The sequence below is a fragment of the Actinoplanes xinjiangensis genome (assembly GCF_003148685.1).
Taxonomy (GTDB): Bacteria; Actinomycetota; Actinomycetes; order Mycobacteriales; family Micromonosporaceae; genus Actinoplanes; species Actinoplanes xinjiangensis.
In genome coordinates, this window is record NZ_QGGR01000012.1 from 226,385 (window position 1) to 244,853 (window position 18,469).

Annotated in this window: 19 protein-coding genes and 1 riboswitch; of the genes, 11 read left to right on the plus strand and 8 right to left on the minus strand. The window is 70.3% G+C overall.

The genetic code is table 11. The annotated features are described in order from the left end of the window. Window positions 1–28 precede the first annotated feature (28 nt). Window positions 29–814, minus strand: coding sequence for a hypothetical protein (locus tag BC793_RS26465; protein ID WP_146246457.1), 786 nt, complete (start codon window positions 812–814; stop codon window positions 29–31). A gap of 85 nt (window positions 815–899) precedes the next feature. Here BC793_RS26465 and BC793_RS26470 point away from each other — a divergent pair, with 85 nt between their 5' ends. Beyond that, entirely contained in the window at window positions 900–1,250 is a 351-nt protein-coding gene (locus tag BC793_RS26470) for a GntR family transcriptional regulator (RefSeq protein WP_109596819.1), read from the plus strand. Further along, window positions 1,247–2,224: a hypothetical protein gene (locus BC793_RS26475; protein ID WP_146246458.1), complete on the plus strand. Its 978-nt coding sequence runs from the start codon at window positions 1,247–1,249 to the stop codon at window positions 2,222–2,224. The genes BC793_RS26470 and BC793_RS26475 overlap by 4 nt, the downstream gene beginning before the upstream one ends. A 370-nt stretch (window positions 2,225–2,594) precedes the next feature. Here the strand turns inward: BC793_RS26475 and BC793_RS26485 are convergent, their stop codons facing one another. Then, window positions 2,595–3,143, minus strand: a complete 549-nt coding sequence (locus tag BC793_RS26485; protein WP_109596822.1) for a CGNR zinc finger domain-containing protein — start codon at window positions 3,141–3,143, stop codon at window positions 2,595–2,597. A gap of 69 nt (window positions 3,144–3,212) precedes the next feature. Between BC793_RS26485 and BC793_RS26490 the strand changes: the two genes are divergently transcribed. Next, window positions 3,213–4,211, plus strand: a complete 999-nt coding sequence (locus tag BC793_RS26490; RefSeq protein ID WP_109596824.1) for an EamA family transporter — start codon at window positions 3,213–3,215, stop codon at window positions 4,209–4,211. Between the two features lie 144 nt (window positions 4,212–4,355). On the opposite strand, the gene BC793_RS26500 is transcribed toward BC793_RS26490, so the two are convergent. Continuing rightward, the gene (locus BC793_RS26500) at window positions 4,356–5,147 is read right to left on the minus strand and encodes a TetR/AcrR family transcriptional regulator (RefSeq protein ID WP_109596826.1); all 792 of its coding nucleotides are present in this window, start codon (window positions 5,145–5,147) and stop codon (window positions 4,356–4,358) included. A 67-nt stretch (window positions 5,148–5,214) separates the two neighbouring features. On the opposite strand from BC793_RS26500, the gene BC793_RS26505 reads away from it, so the two are divergent. Together BC793_RS26505 and BC793_RS26510 are read left to right on the plus strand one after the other, a co-directional pair. After that, entirely contained in the window at window positions 5,215–5,664 is a 450-nt protein-coding gene (locus BC793_RS26505; protein WP_239169899.1) for a DUF1453 domain-containing protein, read from the plus strand. 143 nt (window positions 5,665–5,807) lie between these two features. Then, a complete protein-coding gene (locus BC793_RS26510) occupies window positions 5,808–6,449 on the plus strand; it encodes a sensor domain-containing protein (RefSeq protein ID WP_158319372.1) in 642 nt (213 codons plus the stop codon). On the opposite strand, the gene BC793_RS26515 is transcribed toward BC793_RS26510, so the two are convergent. Beyond that, window positions 6,373–7,641, minus strand: coding sequence for an RNA polymerase sigma factor (locus BC793_RS26515; RefSeq protein WP_109596832.1), 1,269 nt, complete (start codon window positions 7,639–7,641; stop codon window positions 6,373–6,375). The two genes, BC793_RS26510 and BC793_RS26515, sit on opposite strands and share 77 nt — an antisense overlap. Continuing rightward, window positions 7,634–7,975 (minus strand): YciI family protein, encoded by a 342-nt coding sequence (locus BC793_RS26520; RefSeq protein WP_109596834.1) that lies wholly within the window; start codon window positions 7,973–7,975, stop codon window positions 7,634–7,636. The genes BC793_RS26515 and BC793_RS26520 overlap by 8 nt, the downstream gene beginning before the upstream one ends. A gap of 92 nt (window positions 7,976–8,067) precedes the next feature. On the opposite strand from BC793_RS26520, the gene BC793_RS51610 reads away from it, so the two are divergent. Next, a complete protein-coding gene (locus BC793_RS51610) occupies window positions 8,068–9,162 on the plus strand; it encodes a GNAT family N-acetyltransferase (protein WP_239169898.1) in 1,095 nt (364 codons plus the stop codon). Here BC793_RS51610 and BC793_RS26535 read toward each other — a convergent pair. Together BC793_RS26535 and BC793_RS26540 are read right to left on the minus strand one after the other, a co-directional pair. Beyond that, the gene (locus BC793_RS26535) at window positions 9,147–9,614 is read right to left on the minus strand and encodes an NUDIX domain-containing protein (RefSeq protein ID WP_239169897.1); all 468 of its coding nucleotides are present in this window, start codon (window positions 9,612–9,614) and stop codon (window positions 9,147–9,149) included. The genes BC793_RS51610 and BC793_RS26535 overlap by 16 nt on opposite strands. A gap of 82 nt (window positions 9,615–9,696) precedes the next feature. Then, on the minus strand, window positions 9,697–10,182 hold the full coding sequence (locus tag BC793_RS26540; RefSeq protein ID WP_109596836.1) for a cupin domain-containing protein: 486 nt from the start codon (window positions 10,180–10,182) through the stop codon (window positions 9,697–9,699). A gap of 79 nt (window positions 10,183–10,261) precedes the next feature. Then, a riboswitch (cobalamin riboswitch) is annotated at window positions 10,262–10,483 on the plus strand. A 117-nt stretch (window positions 10,484–10,600) separates the two neighbouring features. Here BC793_RS26540 and BC793_RS26545 point away from each other — a divergent pair. Together BC793_RS26545 and BC793_RS26550 are read left to right on the plus strand one after the other, a co-directional pair. After that, window positions 10,601–12,982 carry a ribonucleoside-diphosphate reductase subunit alpha gene (locus BC793_RS26545; protein ID WP_109596838.1) on the plus strand — a complete coding sequence of 794 codons (2,382 nt, stop codon included), beginning with the start codon at window positions 10,601–10,603 and terminating at the stop codon, window positions 12,980–12,982. After that, complete coding sequence (locus BC793_RS26550; protein ID WP_109596840.1) at window positions 12,982–13,977, plus strand: ribonucleotide-diphosphate reductase subunit beta; 996 nt, start codon at window positions 12,982–12,984, stop codon at window positions 13,975–13,977. The genes BC793_RS26545 and BC793_RS26550 overlap by 1 nt, the downstream gene beginning before the upstream one ends. A 53-nt stretch (window positions 13,978–14,030) precedes the next feature. Here the strand turns inward: BC793_RS26550 and BC793_RS26555 are convergent, their stop codons facing one another. Beyond that, entirely contained in the window at window positions 14,031–15,044 is a 1,014-nt protein-coding gene (locus BC793_RS26555; protein ID WP_109596842.1) for a hypothetical protein, read from the minus strand. A gap of 179 nt (window positions 15,045–15,223) precedes the next feature. Here BC793_RS26555 and BC793_RS26560 point away from each other — a divergent pair, with 179 nt between their 5' ends. The 3 genes from BC793_RS26560 to BC793_RS26570 all read left to right on the plus strand — a co-directional run bounded on the left by BC793_RS26560 (window position 15,224) and on the right by BC793_RS26570 (window position 18,383). Beyond that, complete coding sequence (locus tag BC793_RS26560) at window positions 15,224–15,748, plus strand: HAD domain-containing protein (protein WP_109596844.1); 525 nt, start codon at window positions 15,224–15,226, stop codon at window positions 15,746–15,748. A gap of 104 nt (window positions 15,749–15,852) precedes the next feature. Then, the gene (ligA, locus tag BC793_RS26565; protein WP_109596846.1) at window positions 15,853–17,928 is read left to right on the plus strand and encodes an NAD-dependent DNA ligase LigA; all 2,076 of its coding nucleotides are present in this window, start codon (window positions 15,853–15,855) and stop codon (window positions 17,926–17,928) included. Between the two features lie 218 nt (window positions 17,929–18,146). Continuing rightward, entirely contained in the window at window positions 18,147–18,383 is a 237-nt protein-coding gene (locus BC793_RS26570) for a hypothetical protein (protein ID WP_109596848.1), read from the plus strand. Window positions 18,384–18,469: the final 86 nt, after the last annotated feature.

The window sequence follows — 18,469 nt, forward strand, 5'->3', positions numbered from 1 at the left end:
CGATCCCGGCCGTTTCGATCCCGGCCGTTCAGATTTGCTCGGCGGAGCGGGTCCGGAGGCCGTTGGCCTGGGCGACCGGGTTCCAGCGGCTCAGGAAGGCCCGCTTCGCCGTACCGGCGCTGTTCGACGCGGCCCGGCCCCGGGAGTAACCCGCGTCGTCAGCCGCCGCGCAGCCGCCGGACAGGGTCGGCTCGGCCCACGCCAGGAAGCCCTGATCCGCCTCCCACGCATACTGCAGCGCCGTGACCAGCCCGGACCGTAGTCCCTCGCCGCCGGACAGTGCGCTCAGGTCGGCGTTGCGCACCGTCTCCATCTGTGACTGCCGCTCCTCACCGACCGCACGGATGTCGGCGACCGCCCCGGCCAGGTCGTCGCAGCCACCGACCTGCTCGATCGCCTGGTTGAGCTTGCGCCGGCTGGCCACGCTGTCGGACAGCACCGCGTCGATCGCGGCCGCCTGGGTTCGGGGGTCACCCGCCGGCGTGCTGGTGGTCGTGGGCGCCGTCGTCGGCGGTGTGGTGGGTTCCGGTTCCGGATCCGGCTCGGTCGCCGTGGTCGGGACGGGCTGGGCGCCGGTCGGCTCCGGAGTCGCGTCGTCGGAGATTGATCTGAAGTAGATCCCCGCGGCGACCGCCAGGATCACCAGCAGGACGCAGACCCCGGCGATCAGCGGGATCCGGTTCGGGCCGGCCGGTACCGGCGGTGGGGGCGGTGGAACGTAGTGGGTGGGGGCCGTACGGGCCAGCGCCGAGTTGCACCGTGCGCAGACGGCCGCGGCCGGGTCGTTGTCGAGTCCGCAGGTGGGGCACACCATGTCACCCATCGTATCGATCACGGTGTACGCGCGGTACGCCCTTAAGGGGTGGCGCTTGTTTCTATTGTTCGCATAGAATGCGAACATGTTGTTCCGCATCGACCCCGCTTCCGGGGTGCCGCTCGCCGATCAGATCGCCGCCCACGTGCGTGGTGCGGTCGCCGCCGGCGAGCTGGCGCCCGGCGACCGGCTCCCCGCCGCCCGCGACCTGGCCGAGTCGTTGCAGGTCAACATGCACACGATCCTTCGGGCCTACGCGCGCTTGCGTGACGAGGGCCTGATCGAGCTACGCCGTGGTCGCGGCGCCACGATCCGCCGCGGTGACGCCGCCGACCGGGCTCGCCTGGTCGACGCGGTGCAGAACCTGCTCGTCGCCGGCCGGCGACTAGGGCTGAACGTCGATGAACTCGTGGACGAGGTACGGAGGCTGGCATGACCGAACGACCGAGGAACAGGGTGTCTTTGTGGTGGGCGTTCGCGCTCGCGGCGGCGCCGGCGGCGCTGGTGCCGCTCACCGGGCCGATCTGGCGCGACCGGCTGCCCGACCCGCTGCCCAGTCACTGGGACTTCGCCGGTCGCGTCGACGGCACGACCGGGGTCGGCGCCATGGTGACCATGCTGCTCGTGGTTGCAGCGGTGCCGCTGGCCGCCGCCCTCGTCGCCGTGCTCGCCCCGGGTCTGCGCCGGCGGGTCCGCCGGGCCGTGATCGGCATCGCCGGTGCCGTCACCGGCGGGACGGCCGCGATCTGGCTGATGACCGTCGCGCTGTCGCTGGACGTGGCCACCGCCGCCGAGGTGCCGAGCCCGTCCTGGCACATCATGGTGCTGCTCCTCGGCGCCGCCGGGTGGGGTGCACTCGTCGCCCGGGCCTGCGGGACCGTCCCCGAGGAGCCCGCCGCCACCGGCCCGCCGCCCGCCGGGCTCGCCCGCCTCGACCTGGCACCGGGCCAGCGGGCCGTCTGGAGCGAGACGCCGCCGATGCCCCGCGCCGCCTGGATCGCCCTGGTGCCACTGCTGGTGGTCGCCGTGGTCCTCGCCGTCGGTGTCAACGCCTGGGCGGCCGCACCGCTGCTGGTCGGCGCCGTGGCCGTGCTGCTGATGCTGCGGACCCGCTTCACCGTTGACGCCCGTGGCGTGACCGTCGGCTTCGGGCCGTGGGGCCGGCCGCGCGTCCGGATCCCGATGCGCGAGATCGTGTCGGCCGCACCCACCACCGTGCACGTCTTCGAGTGGGGCGGCTGGGGCTACCGCTACAGCCTGGACGGCCGCGGCCGTGGCCTGATCCTGCGCGGCGGCCCGGGCGTCCGGCTCGAACTCTCGTCCGGCCGCTGCTTCGTCGCCACCGTCCGCGATCCGGAAACCGTGTCCGCCCTGGTCAACAGCCTCCTCGACAGCGCACGCACCCCCTGATCCACGGCGATCCGCCAGGCCCGGCCACTGGAGGCTCGGCCACTGGAGGCTCGGCCACTGGAGGCTCGGCCACTGGAGGCTCGGCCACTGGAGGCTCGGCCACTGGAGGCTCGGCCACTGGAGGCTCGGCCACTGGAGGCTCGGCCACTGGAGGCTCGGCCACTGGAGGCTCGGCCACTGGACGGCCGGCGGCCACCGGAAGACCGGCGGCCACCGGAAGACCGGCTGGTCCCCACCGCTGTCTCAGCCGCGCTGAGACAGCGGTGGGAGCCAGCCGGTCCATCGCATACGCCCGGCGGTCGCGTTGTCGGCCGGGACCGGCCGCCTGCGTCGCGGGGTAGCCCGGGTGCTCGGCGTAGATCGTACGGAATCATTGTTTTTCGGCTTTTCTTGCTCGGAAGGCCGTCATATTGACCCGGTTGCCGCAGCGGACCGAGCAGAAGCGTCGGGAGCCGTTGCGGGAGAGGTCGATGAACAGGCCGTCGCAGTCGTCGGCGTCGCAGACACGGAGGCGGCCGGTCTCGTCCATGCGGATGACGTCGATGAGTGCCATCGCCGCCTCGACGCGGATGCGCTCGGCGAGGGGCGCGTCGGGCTCGGTGGCGTGGATGTGCCAATCCGAACCGTCGTGGCGGGTGAGGTACGGCACGGCGCGCGCCTCGCGAAGCATCCGGTTGACCGCCTCGACGGCGTCGTCGCGATCGAGTGTCCACACCGCGCGCAGCAGGTCGCGCGTCTCCCGGACGGCCCGGAGTTCGGCCTGGTCACGGTCTTTGCGGCCGGAGTAGGTGAGGAGCAGCGCATCGAGTTCGGCGAGCGTGGTCAGCTCGTCCGCACCGGAGCGCGAGGCGGTCGCCGTGGTGTTGGCGAGGTCCACGATGAACTGGAGCGCCTCCTCAGTGTCAGGGGCAAAAAGCAATTTGACTCCTTATTGGGGGCGGCCTAGCGTCAGGGGTGTAAGCAATTTAGCCCATCACAGGGGGTTGTCGTGAAATCGCCGCAGCTCGTCGGGCTGGCCGCCGCGGTCACCTCGGCGGCCACCTTCGCCACCTCCGGCGCGTTCATCAAGCCACTGCTCGAAGCGGGCTGGTCGCCGGCCGCCGCCGTCACCGCCCGCGCCGTCGTCGCCGGTCTCCTGTTGCTGCCGCTCGTGCTGTTCTCGCTGCGGGGCCGGTGGGACGCACTGTGGCGCGGCCGCCTGCGGATCGTCGGCATGGGCGTCATCGCGGTCGCGTTCACGCAGCTCACCTACTTCGCGGCGATCCGGCGCATCCCGGTGTCCACCGCCCTGCTCGTCGAATATCTGGCACCCCTGCTGCTGGTCGTCTGGGTCGCCGCCACCACCCGGCGGATGCCCCGGCCGATGGTGCTGCTCGGATCGGTGCTGGCCATCGGCGGACTGGTGCTGGTGATCGGGCCCGGCGCGCTCGGCGCCGTCGACCCCGTCGGGGTGGCGCTCGCGTTCGCCGCCGCCGTGGGATGCGCCGTCTACTTCGTGGTCGCCGCCCGGCCCGCCGACGGGCTCCCGCCGGTCGCGCTCGCCGGGACCGGACTGCTGCTCGGCGGTCTCACCCTGGGGCTGGCCGGGCTCCTCGGGATCGTGCCGATGGAGATGAGCTTCGGTACGATTCCGCTGCTCGGTTCGGTCGTCCCGTGGTGGGTGCCACTGATGGTGGTGGCGTTCTTCGGAACGGCGGTGGCGTACGCGACGGGCATCTTCGGATCCGGGCGCCTCGGTTCGCGGCTGGCGTCGTTCGTCGGGCTGCTGGAGGTCGTGTTCGCGTCGATCCTCGCGTGGATCGTGGTGGATGAGCAGCTCACGCCGTTGCAGATGGCCGGCGGTGTGCTGATCCTCGCCGGCATCGCGGTGATCCCGGCCGAGCCGGCGGCGTCCCCCGAGCCTGACGAGTCTGTGGGTCCCGTCGAGCCGGTGGTTCCGGTTGAGCCGGTGGCTTCCGCTGAGCCGGTGGCTCGGCCGGGCCGGTGATTTCGGCGGGCCCATGATTTCAGTCGGGCCGGTTGGCTCGGTCGGGCCAGTTGGCTCGGCGGGGCCGGTTGGTTCGGTGGGGCCGGTTGGCTCGGTCGGTCGGTTAGCTCGGTGGGTACGGCTGTTCCGGCCGGGCGCGGAGGTTCAGCTCGGCCGGCCGGTCAGCCCGTCGAGGTGATGGCGGAGGATCTTCCGGACGTGCCGGGGTTCGGTGAGCCCTTGCAGGGACAGGCCGTCGAGTAGAGCGTGCAGCCGGGCGGTCTCGAGATCGATGTCGGCGTCGGTGTCGATGTCCGGGGAGAGGCCGCCCCGGTCGCGGGCGCCGGTCAGGACCCGATGGATGATCGCGATCATCGTGTCGCGCAGCGCGTCGGCCTGGGGTCGCAGCTCCGGGCGGGTGCGGGCGGCGACGGTGAAGGTGTGCCGTAACACGGTCTCTTGATGACGTGCGTCATCGAGTGGTAGCCACTCAGCGAGCAGTTCCTCACTGAGCCGCCGCCGTTCAGCGCGACCGCCGGAATCCGCGGACACCTGCTCAAGACCGCCGTTGACGGGGCCGGCGACGTTTGTGGAGCGGTCGCCGACCGGCTGCCGGTCGTTGGTCGTGAAGCGGCCGCTGACCCCATGTCGCTCGGTGTTCGTGGACCGATCGGTGTTCGCCGACCGACTGGTGTTCGCGGATCGGCTGGTGTTCGCGAAGATCTGCTCGGCGTGGGCGCGGACGCGCCGGCTGATACGACGGTCGAGCTCCTGCGCCGCGAAGATGATCAGCTCGTCGTGGCTGTCGAAATAGTGCCGGACCGAGCCGATCGCCAGATTCGCCTCGGCGGCCACGTTGCGCAGGGTCGCTGCCGAGAGGCCTTCGCGAGCCACGACGGCCAGCACTGCATCGGCGATCGCCTCACGCCGCTGTCCGGGATCCACGACCTTCGGCATGTGGACTTTTCTAGCACGGCCATGCCACATTGTTGTAGCAGGCTCGTGCTAAAAACAGGAGGCGTTGATGATCTGGCTGCTGGTGATCGCCGTGGCGGTGATCGTGGTGGTGATCCGACGTGCGGTCGGAGAGCCGTTGGACATGCGTGATCTCTGGGTGCCACCGGTCGTCCTGACCGGCATCGGCATCTGGATCCTGATCCGCACCGAAGGACTGGGCCCCCGCGACCGGGCATGGCTTGCCGGCGGATCCCTGCTCGGGATCGCCCTCGGTTACCTCCGCGGCCGGTTCGTGGCCGTCTTCGAACGTTCCGGCCGCCTGTGGCAACGCTACGAGGGCCGGACGTTCGCGGCCGTCGCCGCCTCACTCGTGGTCATGCTGGCGTTCGGCGCGGCAGCCACGCGATGCGGGATGTCCCCGAGCGCACGGCCGGTCCAGCTCGCCATCGGCCTCAGCTTTCTCGGCGAGGCCGTCGCGGTCACCCGGCGGGCGGCAGCGGCGCCGGCACTCCGATGAGGCGTCAACCGAACGCCGCAGCCGTCGGTGAGATCATCGCCCTGGGCGCCGGTGTGAACGTCCCGAAGGTAGTGCCAGCACTACCCTCAACCCTAGTGCCCACCGTATCCACAACGGACCTCCCACTGCATAGCGTCGACACCATGACGACGACGCAACTCGACCCGGTCCTCACACCCGCCCCGGTCGCCCGTGTCCTGCCCCGGCTGGCCGCCGACACCCGCTATGTGCTGACCGGCCTGCCGATGGCCCTGGCCTCGGTCCTCGTCTGCGTCACCGCGCTCTCGGTGGGTGTCGGGCTGGCCGTCCTCTGGGTCGGCGTGCCGTTGAGCTTCTTCGCTCTGATGCAGGCCCGCGGTTTCGCCACCGCCGAGCGTGAGCGGATCGCGCCGGTGCTGGAGCGGCACATCGCAAGCCCCGACTACCGCATGGCGGGGGCCGCCACCCTGCCCGCGAGGCTCTTCGCGGTGCTCGCCGACGGGCAGACCTGGCGCGACCTGGCGCACGCCGCCCTTCGCTGGATCCCCAGCTCGATCGCATTCACCCTGGTCGCCACCTGGTGGGCCGCCATCCTCGGCGGCCTCACCTGGGTGCTGTGGGGCTGGTCGCTGCCGAGCGACGGCAGAGAGCTGCCGGAGCTGCTGGGGTTCGGCGACGCCTACCTGACCACGGTCGCCTTCTACGGCGTCCTGTCGGTGTTCTTCGTGATCACCCTCCCGGCCGTGGCGCGGAAGGCGGCGCTCCTGGAGGCGCGGTTCGCGGAGAAGCTGCTGGCCCGCCGCTGACCGCAGAGCCGGCCGGCGCGGCCGCCAACCGGTCGGTGAGCAGCCGCCGCTCCGCCTCGGTGGGTGCGAGGTCGAGCGCCCGCCGCCAGCTGCCGGCCGCCTCGTCGTTGCGGCCGGCGCGGCGCAGCAGGTCGGCGCGGGTGGCGTGCAGCAGGTGATAGCCGTCCAGTCCGTCGATGGCGTCGACCAGGGCGAGCCCGGCCTCCGGTCCGGAGGCCATGGCGACGGCGACGGCCCGGTTCAGGTCCACGACGGGGCCCGGCGTGACCCGGCGCAGGTGCTCGTAGAGTCCGGCGATCTGCGGCCAGTCCGTCTCCTCCACACTGGCCGCCGTCGCGTGACAGACCGCGATCGCCGCCTGAAGCTGGAAGGGCCCGGCCTTACCCCGGCGCAGCGCCCGTTCACAGAGTGCGGCGCCCTCCTCGATGAGCGCCCGGTCCCATCGGGCCCGGTCCTGTTCGTCCAGGCTGAGCAGCGTCCCGTCGGCCCCGGTCCGGGCCGTGCGGCGGGCGTCCTGCACCAGCATCAGCGCGAGCAGGCCCTGTGCCTCCGGTTCGTCGGGCATCAGGCCGACCAGGGTCCGCCCGATCCGGATCGCCTCCCGGCACAGCTCCCCGGATCCCGAGTAGCCCTCGTTGAACAGCAGGTAGAGCACGTGCAGGACGGCCGTCAACCGCTCCGGCAGCAGGTGGCCCGGCGGCACCCGGAACGGGATGCCCGCCTGCTTGATCCGCTGTTTGGCCCGGAAGATCCGCTGCCCCATCGTCTTCTCCGGCACCAGGAACGCCCGCGCGATCTCCGCGGTGCTCATCCCGGCGACGCCGCGCAGGGTCAGCGCGACCTGTGCCTCCACGTTGAGTGCCGGATGGCAGCAGGTGAACATGAGTTCCAGCCGGTCGTCGGGGATCTCCGAGTCCGCCGTCCACGGCGCCGGTTCCATGGCCACCTCCTGCAGCTTCGCCCGCTCCACGGTGGCCCGCCGCAACCGGTCCACGGCGGTACGCCGGGCCACCGTGGTCAGCCAGGCGAGCGGCTGATCGGGTGTCCCGGTCTCCGGCCACACGCGCAGCGCGGTCGCGAAGGCCTCCTGGGTGCACTCCTCCGCGAGACTCCAGTCGCCGGTGAACCGGATCATCGTGGCGACGATCCGGCCCCACCCGTCGGCGTAGACCGCGGCGATCTCCTTATTCATCGCCCCAGGGCCACACCGGACGCAGTTCGATGGCTCCGGCCCACGCCATCGGATGCTGCGTCGCGACCTCGATCGCCTGGTCCAGGTCTTCGCACTCGAGCACGTCGAACCCGGCGATCAGGTCCTTCGTCTCGACGAACGGGCCGTCGGTGACCAGCACCTCCCGGTTGCGTACCCGGACCGTGGTGGCCGCGCTCGCGGGCCGGGTCCGGTCGCCCATCAGGCGGATCCCCTTGCCGTCCATCTCACCGACCCAGTCGTCGACGTCCGGCTTGCCGTCGTCCGCACCGGGCGTGAAGTCCGGGTCCACACACACCAGCATCAGGTACTTCATCCTCGTTCTCCTTCTCTCGACGAACTACCGACGAACACCCCCATGACGAACGGGACCCCACGCTTTCTACCGACTTCTCTAAGATTTTTCGAATGACCGAGGTGACCGTGCGTCCGATGACCCCCACCGAGTACGACCGCTGGCAACACGATCTCGCCACCGACTATGCCGGTGACCAGGTCGCGGCGGGGAACTGGCCGGCCGAGGGCTCCTACGAGCGGGCCCGTGCGGAGAATGCGGCGCGGCTCCCGCAGGGCGCGGACACCGACGGGATGCTGCTGCTGACCGGCACGGTCGACGGCGAGCCGGTCGGACGACTGTGGATCGGCCTGACCCATCCGCGTGGCGTCCCGGACTGCGCCTTCCTCTACGACATCGAGGTGGCCGGCGAGCACCGCGGCCGGGGTCTGGGCCGGGCGCTGCTCGCGGCGGGCGAGGCGGCGGCCCGTGAGCGCGGGGCCGCCGCGCTGGAACTCAACGTCTTCGGGGCCAATCCGGCCGCCGCCGACCTCTACCGGACCTCCGGCTACCAGATCACCACCCAGCAGATGCGCAAGGACCTGCGGCGTACGGCTCCGCGGTTCGCGCCGTCGCACGCCTATCACCGGGCCGCGTTCGCCGGTGATCCGGCGGAGCTGGCCGGAGCCGACCGGCGATTGTCCGTTCAGCAGGCGGAGATCTGCCTGAGCCGGGCGAAACTGGCGCATGCCCGGTTCCTGACCGGGACCGGCGACCATCAGGACGAGTTGCCGCTGCTGGACCGGGCGGTCACCCTCTTCCGGCAGGCCGGCGACGTGACCGGCGAGGCCGAGGCGCTGTGCTGGACCGGCATCTTCCATCAGGTGGTGCGGCAGGACGACGCCGAGGCGGTGCCGTTCTTCCGGCGGGCCGCCGAGCGCGGTGACCCGCTGACCCGTTCGTTCGCCCTGCGGCATCTCGGTGTCGCCGAGCACCGCGCCGGAAACCTGACGGCGGCCCGTGAGCTGCTGGAGGAGTCGACGGCCCTGCGCCGTGAGCACGACTTCCCGGTCGGTGTCGCGGCGAACCTGGTCGGCCTGATCTACATCGCGGCCGCCGAGGGCCGCGACCCCGCCGACATGATCACCGAGGCGCGTGCGCTGGCGTCGGCGGCCGGCGCGACGACCGTCCTGGCCGAGATCGAGGAGGCCGCTCAGGCCACGTCGTAACCGTTCTCCAGGTAGGCGGCGGCGCCCGCGGCGCGGGCCCGCACCGCCGCGGCGACCCGCCGGGCCAGCAACGGCGACAGCCTTCCGGCCGCCTCCGGCTCGGTGCACCAGGCCCAACCGCGCAGCTCGGCGGCGGGCAGGCGGACAGGGTCACCATTCACGAGCGCCCCACCGTCAAAGATCAACATCAATCCTTCGGTACGGCCGTCGCGCGGCCCGACCCAGTCGGTGACCAGCAGGCGTCCCACCGAGACGGACAGCCCCAGTTCCTCGAGGACTTCGCGCTCGGCCGCGGCGCGAGGCGACTCGTCGGCCTCCACACAGCCGCCGGGCACCTCCCAGTCCGGCTTGTACGTCGGCTCGACGAGCAGCACCCGCTCCTGCTCGTCGCAGAACAGCACCCCGGCTCCCATCCGCTTGCGCGGCAGGGTCGTGGTCCAGTCGTCGGTCATCCGCCCACGTTATCGGCCCGGCGCGCCGTGATCGTGCAGGCGCGTCGGGCCCGGGCCCCCACCCGCGGGAGCCCGGAAACCGTCAGTCCAGCCAGATGTTGTCGTGCTTGAGGTAGAACTCGGTGCGTTCCTCGTCGGTCATCTCGTCGAGGTGCGCGAGGCCTTCGAAGTAGCTTTCGCGCGGCGCTCCGGGGGAGAAGTGCAGCAGCATCGACACGGGTGCACCGGACCGGTTCTTGAATCCGTGGGTTCCGCCGATCGGCACGTGCACCCAGTCGCCGGGTTCCGCTTCGATCCACTTCTCGCCGTTGTAGATGTTCATGACGCCGGACAGGATGTAGAACGACTCGCTGATCGTACGGTGGAAATGGGGGTCCGGGCCGGTGACGCCGGGCCCGCACTCCCACCGGTAGAGGCCGAAGAGCCCGCCCGTGGAGGGCCCGGTCGCCAGGTAGTGGATCCTGGTCCCGTTGTTCGGGTAGACGAACTCGGGCGGTGTGTCCGCGGGCCGGTAGAGGGCGCTCTTCTCCCCGGTGATCCCGTGATACCGCGGTGGTGGATAAGTCATGGATCAATATCTACCGGAAATCCGGGAGTGACGTGGTCAACACACCATGTTGGGTTAGGAGTTTCGGATGCCGCCCATATATGGTGTCCCCGCAGCTGGTTCGGGGAGGTCGGCATTGGCCTGCCCGAGGCAACAGGGAACCCGGTGGGAAACCGGGACTGCCCCGCAGCGGTGAGTGGGAACGACCGCCGTCAGATGAGCACTGGGCCCGGTATCGAGCCTGGGAAGCGACGGCCAGTAGGTGGCTTTTTCGAAGGCCGTGCCCACGAGTCCGAAGACCTGCCAGCGCGCCGTACGCCACCGTGGTGTGCGGCGGTCGAAGGCCGCGTGGGACGGCCGACGCCGAGGTGTCCCCGCGGCCGCGTGCCCGGGGACCGATGGTGTCTGCTCCCACGCGCCCAGCTCGCGAGGAGAGAGCATGACACTCACGCCGCAGAAGGCGGGCGTGCCGGAACAGCGACGGCACGTGATGCAGGTGCGCAAGCGGAACGGCGACCTGGAGCCGGTCGACGTCAACAAGATCGTCAAAGCGGTCGAGTTGTGGGTCGCCGACCTGGACGAGGTTGATCCACTGCGGGTGGCGACCCGGACCATCAGCGGCCTGTACGACGGAGCGAGCACCGCTGAGCTGGACAAACTGTCGATCCAGACGGCTGCCGAGCTGATCGGTGAGGAGCCGCAGTACTCGCGGCTGGCGGCCCGTCTGCTCGCCGCGTACGTCGACAAGGAGGTTCGCGGCCAGGGCGTCGCGAGCTTCAGTCAGTCGATCCGCTACGCCCACGGGCTCGGCCTGATCGGCGACGGGACGGCAGCGTTCGTGGCCCGCAACGCCCGCAAGCTCGACGACGCCGTGGACCTGCGCGGTGACCTGCGGTTCGAGTACTTCGGCCTGCGGACGGTCGCCGACCGTTACCTGCTGCGCCACCCGCACGAGCGGCTGGTCGTGGAGACGCCGCAGTACTGGCTGCTGCGGGTCGCCTGCGGCCTGTCGAAAGATGCCCGCGAGGCGATCGACTTCTACCGTCTGATGTCGTCGCTTGCCTATCTGCCCAGCTCGCCGACGCTCTTCAACTCCGGAACCCGGCACACTCAGATGTCGTCGTGTTTCCTGGTCGACTCTCCCAGGGACGAACTCGACTCGATCTACGAGCGTTATCACCAGGTCGCGAAACTGTCGAAGTTCTCCGGCGGCATCGGCATCGCCTGGTCGCGGGTCCGGGGCCGGGGCGCGCTGATCCGCGGTACCAACGGGCGATCGAACGGCATCGTCCCCTTTCTGAAGACCCTCGACGCCGGGGTGGCGGCGGTCAATCAGGGCGGCCGGCGCAAGGGCGCGGCCTGCGTCTATCTGGAGCCGTGGCACCCCGACGTCGAGGAATTCCTGGAACTGCGGGACAACACCGGCGAGGAATCACGCCGCACCCACAATCTCAACCTGGCCAACTGGATCCCGGACGAGTTCATGCGCCGTGTCGAGGCCGACGGAGACTGGTCGCTCATCGATCCGTCCGACGCCCCGGAACTGACCGACCTGTTCGGTGAGGCATTCGACGAGGCCTACCGGGCGGCGGAGAAGAAGGCGGTCAAAACCGTCAAGGCCCGCGATCTGTACGGGCGGATGATGCGCACACTCGCCCAGACCGGCAACGGCTGGATGACGTTCAAGGACCGGTCCAACGCGCTGTCCAATCAGACCGGCGAGCCCGGCAACGTCATCCACCTGTCGAATCTGTGCACCGAGATCCTCGAGGTCAACAACGACGACGAGACGGCCGTCTGCAACCTCGGGTCGATCAATCTGGGGGCGCACGTCACCGCCGGCGGCGTCGACTGGGAGAAGCTGCGCGAGACCGTTCGCACGGCCGTGGTCTACCTGGACCGGGTCATCGACATCAACTACTACCCCTCGCAGCAGGCGGCCGCGTCCAATCCGCGCTGGCGCCCGGTCGGTCTGGGCCTGATGGGACTGCAGGACGCGTTCTTCACACTGCGGCTGCCGTTCGACTCCGAGGCGGCCCGTTCGCTGTCCACGCGTGTCCAGGAGGAGATCTTCCTGACCGCGCTGGAGGTGTCGGCCGATCTGGCCGCGTCGTTCGGCCCGCATCCGGCCTATCCGGAGACCCGTGCGGCGAAGGGCGATCTGCACCACGAATTGTGGGGCACGCAGGTCACCCAGGCCGATCGGTGGGCGGCGCTGAAGGAGAAGATCGCCGAGCACGGTCTGCGCAATTCGCTGCTGATCGCGATCGCGCCGACGGCGACGATCGCGTCAATCGCCGGCGCCTACGAATGCATCGAGCCGCAGGTCTCCAACCTGTTCAAGCGCGAGACGATGTCCGGCGAGTTCCTCCAGATCAACACCTATCTGGTACGCGAACTCAAGTCCCGTGGATTGTGGACCGCGCCGATCCGGGAGGCGATCAAGCGCGCCGAGGGTTCGGTGCAGGGCATTCTCGATCTGCCCGAGGATGTACGGGAACTGTTCCGTACCGCCTGGGAACTGCCGCAGCGTGCCCTGATCGACCTGGCCGCCGCCCGTGCGCCGTTCATCGACCAGTCGCAGTCGCTGAACCTGTTCATGGCCGCGCCGACGATCAACAAGGTCTCCTCGATGTACCTGTACGCGTGGAAGGCCGGCCTGAAGACGTCGTACTACCTGCGTTCCCGGCCGGCGACCCGCATCCAGCAGGCGACGGTGACCGTGGCCGCGCCGGCCGCACCGGTCTCGCTGATCGCGGCACCGACCGAAGCCGAACTCTGCTCCCTGGAAAACCCCGAGTCATGTGAGGCCTGCCAGTAATGCTGCTCGACCCCGGAATGGACCTGACCCTGCGGCCGATGAAGTACCCGCACTTCTTCGACCGGTTCAAGGACGCCATCAAGAACACCTGGACCGTCGAGGAGGTCGACCTGCACGGCGACCTCGCCGACCTGGCGCTTCTCAGTGATGCCGAGAAGCACCTCGTCTCCCGGCTGGTCGCGTTCTTCGCCACCGGCGACACGATCGTGGCGAACAATCTGGTCCTCAACCTCTACCAGCACGTCAACTCGCCGGAGGGCCGCCTCTATCTGTCGCGGCAGCTGTTCGAGGAGGCCGTGCACGTCCAGTTCTATCTGAACCTGCTCGACACCTACGTGCCCGACGACAAGGAGCGGGCCGAGGCGTTCGCCGCCGTCGACAACATCCCGTCGATCGCGCGTAAGGCCGAGTTCTGCTTCAAGTGGATCGACTCGGTCTTCGAACTGCGCGCGCTGCGTTCCCGCGAGGACCGGCGGGCGTTCCTGCTCAACGTCATCTGCTTCGCGGCGTGCATCGAGGGACTGTTCTTCTACGGCGCTTTCGCCTACGTCTACTTCCTCCGGTCGCGAGGTGTTCTGCAAGGGCTCGCGTCCGGTACCAACTGGGTGTTCCGGGACGAGAGCATGCACATGGCGTTCGCCTTCGACGTCGTCGACCAGGTGCGCGCCGAGGAACCGGAACTGTTCGACGCCGGCATGGAGCAGCAGGTACGCGACATGCTCGCCGAGGCCGTCGAATGCGAGGTCCAGTTCGCCGAGGATCTGCTCGAACAGGGCGTCTCCGGACTGTCGCTCTCCGACATGCGCCAATACCTCCAGCACGTCGCGGACCGGCGGCTCGCGGCGCTCGGCATCGACCCGATCTACGGCAGCACCAATCCGTTCGCGTTCATGGAGCTACAGGACGTCCAGGAGTTGTCGAACTTCTTCGAGCGGCGCGTTTCGGCGTACCAGGTAGGGGTCTCCGGAACCGTCAGCTTCGACGACGACTTCTAGAGACGCCTAGCGGCCGCCTCGCGAAAAGAGGCGGCCGCCTTCCGGGGCGACGGTCAGACCGTGACCGTCGTGGTCTCCCGCGCGGTCGGCTCGGCGGCGGCCGGAGCCGGCCGGCGGCCGGAACGCAGCGTGCTCGCCAGGCAGAGCAGAGCACCGAGAACGAGCCAGGAGGACAGGACGACGATCGGCTGGGTCGCGGCGGCGCCGTCGAAAAAGGCGGTCGAGCGCAGCAGCGATCCACCGGCACCGGGCGGCAGCAACTGGCCCAGCTCGCCGGACCAGCCGGGCAGCATCTGCGGCGCCGACGAGACGCCGGACAGCGGGTTGCCGACCAGCATCATGGTCGCCGCGCCCAGGCCCAGGCCGGCCATCCCGAGCAGCGACTCCAGGCCGAGCAGGGTGAGTGCGGTGGCGCCGACGCTCAGCGCGATCCCCCCGGCGTTGGCCAGGTAGTCGCCGCCCAGCGAACCCAGCCAGAACTGGAGGATCGCGGCCATCGACAGGCCACCGGCGACCGCGAAGGCCAGCGCGCCGGTCACCCGCTGGGCGGTGCCGCGCAGGCGGGCCGTGAGCAGCGCGGCCGCCATGATCCCGCCGATCACCAGGGGCAGTGCCCCGGCGGCCAGTCCGGCCCCGCGCGGGTCGTCGGCGGGCAGCGGCACCAGATCACGGGCCGCCACCGCGGGAGCCTCGCCCTGCGCCAGGCCGGCGGCCAGGGCGGTGAGGGTCTGCGAGACCGGGGCGCTGGCCGCGGAGGCCGTGATGACCTGCGGCTTTCCGCTGGTCAGATCGATCGCCCCGTACGCCTCCCGGTCGCGGATCAGCTGTTCGGCGGCCGCGGTGGTGTCGACCGCGGTGATCTCGAACGCGCCGGGGAGGCGCTGATCGAGGGCTGCGGTGATCTGCTGGACGGCGGGTGCGGGCCCGGCCACCGCGATCGGGATGTCGTGCACCGCGGACCGGACCGCCGGCCAGGCGAAGGCGGTGAGCAGCACGCTGGTGATGACCGTGAGCAGCCCGACCGTCGCGGCGACCTGCGGCCAGGACGACGGTTTGTCGCTGGTCATGTCGACTCCTTCGAGTTCTTCTCCGGCTGACGACCGGACGGATCTTTAAGAGAACGTTTGTTCGTTTTGAGAGTCCTCGGGCCGGCGGCGTTTGTCAAGAACGACCGTTCGTTTTCGGCTGTCGAACCGGATCCCGCCTACCATGTGGCCTTGATCCCAGCGCTGCTCCCGGGGAAGACGTGATACCGGTCTGGCTACTCGACGTCGACGGCGTCCTCAACGCGTACCGCGCCGGCTGGTGGCATTCCCGCCCCACCCTGGTGCAGGCCTGGTCCGAAGCCGACGCCTACAGCTACCGGATCCGGTACGAACCGCGACTCGTCGCCGCCGTCCGCACCGTGCACGAGCAGGGGCTGGCCGAGGTCACCTGGTGCACCACGTGGTGCAGTGACGCGGACGCGATCGAGGACGCCCTCGGACTGCCGGCGCTGCCCCGGGCGTTCACCGCACCGGTCAAAGGAGCCGAGGCCTGCGCGGCCAAGATCGACGCCGCCCGGCGGGTCGTCGCCGCGGGCCGCCCGCTCGTCTGGACCGATGACGCCGAGGTCGGGCACCACGCCGACGAGTGCGCGGCATGGACCGCGGCCGGAAAGGCGCTGACCATCGCGCCGGACGAGAGCCGCGGGCTGCGGCCCGGTGACGTGCGGCGGATCCGGGCCTATCTCGGCGGCGAACCGGTGCCGCCGCTGCGGTCGGTCGACTGACCCGCCCGGCATGTCGACCGTCGAGGACGGAGTGCGTCTCATGATGGCCGGGACCCGGATCTGAAGCGACGATTTTTGTCGGACCCTGGCCGTACCCTGCGGGCATGGTCAATCGTTCACCGGAAACCGCCGCCACCTCGGACCGTGCCGGGTCCGTCCCCGCCGACCCTGCCGTCGCCGATCAGGATGCGGATCACTCCGCCTTCGACGATCGTGTGGCGTTCGATGCGGCGGTGGAGTCGGCGCGTGGTGCGGCGCAGGCGTATTACGACACCGGCGACGCGGTGATGACCGACGCGGAGTATGACGACCTGGCCGACCGGATCGCCGCGTCGATGGCCGAGCACCCGGAGTGGGACGACCGTGGCGTCACCACCGCAGTGGCCGCGGGGGCCTCTGCGGGCGGCGACGTGCGGCACCCGACGGCGATGCTCTCCCTCGACAAGATCAAGACGCCGGAGGAGGTGGAGGCGTTCGTCGCCACCCTCGGCGGCGACGGCTGCCTGGTCGAGGTCAAACTCGACGGCCTCGCCATCCGCGCGGAGTATGTCGACGGCAGACTGGCGCTCGCCGCCCTGCGCGGCGACGGCACCACCGGCGAGGATGTCACCGCCCAGGTGCGGCGCGGCATCGCCGGGCTACCGGCCGAGCTGGCCACACCGTGGACCGGCGAGGTGCGCGGCGAGGTCTACATGACCGTCGACGACTTCGAGGCGGCGAGTGCCAACCGGGTCGCGGCCGGCGGCAAGGCGTTCGTCAATTCGCGCGGCGCGGTCGCCGGGGCGATCCGCAGCATCGACCGGGCGTATGAGGCGCCGATGACGTTCGCCACCTACGAGATCACCGGCGACGGCGTCGACCCGGCCGGCACCCATCTCGGGCGGATGGACCGGGCCGAGGAGCTGGGCTTCCCGGCCGCCTGCCGGCTGATCCCCGAGGTCGCCGGCGTGTGCTCCACCGCCGAGCAGGTCAACGCGGCGATCGAGACGATCGGCGGGCGGCGGGCCACCCTGGTGTTCCCGATCGACGGCGCCGTCATCAAAGCCGACGCCGAGTCCACCCGCCGCCGCCTGGGCCTGGCCAGCCGTACTCCGTACTGGGCGGTCGCCTTCAAATATCCGCCGGACACCGCCTCCACCTACCTGCGGGACATCGAGGTGCGGGTCGGCCGGACCGGCCGGATCAGCCTGCGCGCCATCATCGACCCGGTCGTCGTCGGTGGCACCACCGTCACCCGGGCCACCCTGCACAATCCCCAGTGGGTCGCCGAGCAGGGCCTCGCCCTCGGGCAGAAGGTCGCGGTGTGGCGGGCCGGTGACGTCATCCCCCGGGTGACCTCGCCGATCGGCGACCAGCCACACGGCCTCACCCCGTGGGTGGCGCCCGAGGTGTGCCCCCAGTGCGGCGAGCCGTGGGACAGGTCGAGCCTGCTCTGGCGCTGCCACACCGCCACCTGCGCGGCGGCGAACGCGCTGGCCTACTGGTGCAGCCGGGAAGCCCTCGACGTGGACGGGGCGGGCGATTCGTTCTGTGACGCGGTGATCGAGGCCGGCCTCGCCCGTAACGTCGCCGACCTGTATGCCCTGACCGTCGACGACATCGCCGAACTGCCGGTCGGCCGGACGGTCACCGGCGGCACGGTGATGCTCGGCCGCTCCAACGCCGGGCGGATCATCGCCGGGCTGGAGGCCAGCAAGCAGCAGCCGTTTAACCGGGTTGTCACCGGCCTCGGCATCCGGATGACCGGCCGTAGCGTCGGCCGCTGGCTGGCCGCCCGGTTCAAGTCGATGCCGGCGCTGCGGGCGGCCTCCGTCGAGGAGATCGCCGAGATCGACAAGATGGGTCTGATCAAAGCGCAGCATGTGGTCGACGGCCTGGCCGCGATGGGCGACGTGATCGATCGTCTGACCGGGTTCGGTCTGACCATGGAGGTCATCGACGACGGCGGTGCGAAACCGCTGGCCGGGCAGACCTATGTGGTGTCCGGTTCGGTTCCTGGCTACACCCGTACCACGGTGAGCGAACGGATCGAGGCGCTCGGCGGTTCGGCGAGCAGCAGTGTGTCGGCCAAGACCACCGCCCTGGTCACCTCCGAGACCACCACCAGCAAGGCGAAGAAGGCAGTCCAGTTGGGCATCCCCGTCATCGACCCGGAGGAGTTCGCCCGCATGCTGGCCTGACCTCGCCGCTGCCGTCGCGGCTGCCGCTGTGGCCCGGTGTCGTTGCGGTGGACGTCACCATGGTCATGATCCGTTTCTTGTGTCGCGGGGAGCACGGTGCCGTGATCCGGATGTGCGCTGCACCGGCAAGTTCGGGTGTACATCCGGTCACGCATGGTATTCGTTCGTCCTGGGTAGACAGGAGGGCGTCAAGGATTGCCGCCGGGGAGGAGCCCGAGATGTCGTATAGCACCAGCCGCCAGAACGTCACCGCCGCTCGCATCTGCACGATCATCGCCTTCGTCTTCGCGGGGCTGGCCGTGCTGTTCTGGCCGTTCATTTTCGGCCTGGTCGCGGTCATCCTCGGTCTGGTCGGCGGCTTCATGGGCGACCGCCCGCTCGGCTTCTACGCGGCCGCCGCCGGTGCTGTCGGCGCCGTGCTCGGCATCGTGCTGGCCGCCGCCCTCCTGAGCTGACCCGCCCGCCGCACTTCACGGTTTTCACGTTTCCGCCCGTCTCGGCTCGCGCCGCATACCGCTTTCCGCGGTGTGCGGCGCTTTCC

Bases quoted from the DNA above. Each gene is read 5' to 3' on its own strand.
- BC793_RS26465 (WP_146246457.1), bottom strand. From the start codon at position 814: ATGGTGTGCCCCACCTGCGGACTCGACAACGACCCGGCCGCGGCCGTC.
- BC793_RS26470 (WP_109596819.1), top strand. From the start codon at position 900: ATGTTGTTCCGCATCGACCCCGCTTCCGGGGTGCCGCTCGCCGATCAG.
- BC793_RS26475 (WP_146246458.1), top strand. From the start codon at position 1,247: ATGACCGAACGACCGAGGAACAGGGTGTCTTTGTGGTGGGCGTTCGCG.
- BC793_RS26500 (WP_109596826.1), bottom strand. From the start codon at position 5,147: ATGCCGAAGGTCGTGGATCCCGGACAGCGGCGTGAGGCGATCGCCGAT.
- BC793_RS26505 (WP_239169899.1), top strand. From the start codon at position 5,215: ATGATCTGGCTGCTGGTGATCGCCGTGGCGGTGATCGTGGTGGTGATC.
- BC793_RS26510 (WP_158319372.1), top strand. From the start codon at position 5,808: ATGACGACGACGCAACTCGACCCGGTCCTCACACCCGCCCCGGTCGCC.
- BC793_RS26515 (WP_109596832.1), bottom strand. From the start codon at position 7,641: ATGAATAAGGAGATCGCCGCGGTCTACGCCGACGGGTGGGGCCGGATC.
- BC793_RS26520 (WP_109596834.1), bottom strand. From the start codon at position 7,975: ATGAAGTACCTGATGCTGGTGTGTGTGGACCCGGACTTCACGCCCGGT.
- BC793_RS51610 (WP_239169898.1), top strand. From the start codon at position 8,068: ATGACCGAGGTGACCGTGCGTCCGATGACCCCCACCGAGTACGACCGC.
- BC793_RS26535 (WP_239169897.1), bottom strand. From the start codon at position 9,614: ATGACCGACGACTGGACCACGACCCTGCCGCGCAAGCGGATGGGAGCC.
- BC793_RS26540 (WP_109596836.1), bottom strand. From the start codon at position 10,182: ATGACTTATCCACCACCGCGGTATCACGGGATCACCGGGGAGAAGAGC.
- BC793_RS26545 (WP_109596838.1), top strand. From the start codon at position 10,601: ATGACACTCACGCCGCAGAAGGCGGGCGTGCCGGAACAGCGACGGCAC.
- BC793_RS26550 (WP_109596840.1), top strand. From the start codon at position 12,982: ATGCTGCTCGACCCCGGAATGGACCTGACCCTGCGGCCGATGAAGTAC.
- BC793_RS26555 (WP_109596842.1), bottom strand. From the start codon at position 15,044: ATGACCAGCGACAAACCGTCGTCCTGGCCGCAGGTCGCCGCGACGGTC.
- ligA (WP_109596846.1), top strand. From the start codon at position 15,853: ATGGTCAATCGTTCACCGGAAACCGCCGCCACCTCGGACCGTGCCGGG.
- BC793_RS26570 (WP_109596848.1), top strand. From the start codon at position 18,147: ATGTCGTATAGCACCAGCCGCCAGAACGTCACCGCCGCTCGCATCTGC.